This is a genomic window from Zhongshania sp., from assembly GCF_041584495.1.
Classification (GTDB): Bacteria; Pseudomonadota; Gammaproteobacteria; order Pseudomonadales; family Spongiibacteraceae; genus Spongiibacter.
On record NZ_JBFHDY010000285.1, the window covers coordinates 1 to 1,421 of the forward strand.

Here is a 1,421-nt window from a genome sequence, read left to right on the forward strand (position 1 = left end):
GAAACAAATCGTTGTTTCTCGCCGCGCCAACAAGGTGAACAAGGCGGGCCGTCGCTCTGAGCTGGCTTACCAAATCGCCAAGAAAGGCAAAGAGCTGAAACGTGACGTTGAAGCCATCCTGACAGGTGCAAACCAAGTCGCCGCAGCCGGTAATGCTACCACTGCCCCGACCACTGCTGACCTGACTTCGTGGCTGAAAACCAACACCGACCGTGGCGCTACTGGTGCAGACCCTGCTCTGTCCAACACTACCTACGGCCAGCCCACTACTGCGGCGACTGACGGCACCCTGCGCGCTCTGTCTGAGGCAACTCTGCTGGGCATTATCGGTGACATTTACGTTGAAGGTGGTGATCCGAGCGTTATCATGCTCCACCCGACCATCAAACAGCGTTTCAGTCAGTACATGTTTGGCACCTCTGCCCGTATCGCGACCCCTTACCAGGATCACGGTGCGAACAAGCGCAGCGGCGTAACTGCCATTGGCGCTGTTGATGTGTACGTGTCGGACTTCGGCGTGCTGGACATTGTTCCCAACCGCTTCCAGCGTTCGCGTGATGTGTTCGTACTGGATATGGAGTACTGGGAAGTGTCCTACCTCGACGGCTTCAAAACTGAAGTTATCGCGAAGACTGGCGACAGCGAGAAGCGTCACATTCTGGTTGACTACGCACTCTGTTCTAAGAACGAGGCGGCTTCCGGTATCGTGGCCGACGTTGACGATGTGGCAATGACTGCCTAATTAAGCGGGGCTTCGGCCCCCTTTTATCCTTTTTGGAGATTGAAATGGATCAAGCAACTGAGCAATCCACTGAGCGCAAGAAACCCGGCCCGAAGCCAAAGGCTGAGACTGTTAACATCAAAATCAAGTCTATGGGCGGCAAGTTTATTACTGGTGGCGTGAATATCGTCGCTGGACGTTTGGGCAAGTTGCGCCCCGGCGATGTTTGCGAAGTTCCGGCAGACGTTGCGAAAAATGCAGCAACCACAGATATGATTGAAGTGACCCCGCTTGAGGCTAATTGCAAGCTGATGAATGGCGAGGTTGTGCGGGGATGAGTGACGTTGATAAGGATATAGAGTTTGATGCTGAATCTGGCATTAAGACCGAGTATACCTTTGACGGTCGCCATCTCGACATAAAGGCCACGCAAGACGCGCAGCCTATATTGGATAACATCGCTGAGATGAAAGCGATGTCATTCAATCCCAAGGCTGTTGGCCGCGTTGCTGGCCAGATTCCAATGGTTCTCTATGAGACGTGGAATAAGGAGTTCAAAAAGCTCCACGGCATCAACATGATTCAAGCTGATGGCCCAACGCGCCAACGATTTTTGGCCGCAAAGCTCAACAGCAATGAGTACAAGAAACTGCGCGTGTGGGAAGGTAGACTATGACCATAATCGTTGCGGCTGGCTCGA

General features: G+C 53.2%; 3 protein-coding genes. All 3 read left to right on the forward strand.

The features are described from left to right. On the forward strand, positions 1-742 hold a 742-nt coding region (locus ABYP33_RS19155; protein ID WP_373092954.1), incomplete at its 5' end, for a DUF5309 family protein. Positions 743-786: 44 nt separating this feature from the next. Continuing rightward, a complete protein-coding gene (locus ABYP33_RS19160; RefSeq protein WP_372809494.1) occupies positions 787-1,059 on the forward strand; it encodes a hypothetical protein in 273 nt (90 codons plus the stop codon). Continuing rightward, positions 1,056-1,397, forward strand: a complete 342-nt coding sequence (locus ABYP33_RS19165; RefSeq protein ID WP_372809495.1) for a hypothetical protein — start codon at positions 1,056-1,058, stop codon at positions 1,395-1,397. Before ABYP33_RS19160 ends, ABYP33_RS19165 begins: the two co-directional genes overlap by 4 nt. The last annotated feature ends 24 nt before the right edge of the window (positions 1,398-1,421 follow it).